General features: G+C 36.0%; 1 protein-coding gene. It reads right to left on the bottom strand.

The annotated features are described in order from the left end of the window. Nucleotides 1–372: hypothetical protein (locus ACVC5O_RS00540; protein WP_452219505.1), on the bottom strand; the 372-nt coding region annotated here is incomplete at both ends.

Genomic DNA, 372 nt, shown 5'->3' with positions numbered 1-372 from the left:
TATTAAATCTCCAGCACTAAATGCGGTTCCTGAACCATCGGTTTCAGAAAAATAATTACCATTTGTAAGAGTAGGCAGTGTATAACTATCACATGCTGTTTGGTCTGTAAGTGTATCTACATTTGGTAAACCACTAATAGTTACAGTAAAGCTGGTTTCGGAAATGCAATTAGGTGTTGTGTTACTTTGTGAAGCAATATAAATGGTTTGCGAAGTTGTAATCACATCACCTTCATTAAGTAAAACAGGAGTGGTAGTTGTATCTAGCAAACTGCCATTGTAATAGTTATTACCAGGAGAAAGCGAAGGAAGTGTAAAACTTGCACATTCTATTTGATTAGGAAGCGAATCGACTTCTGGTGCACTTAAAAT

This window comes from Lacinutrix salivirga (assembly GCF_053604675.1).
Note: the sequence above shows the minus strand (reverse complement) of the source record. Positions and strands in the feature narration are given on the sequence as shown.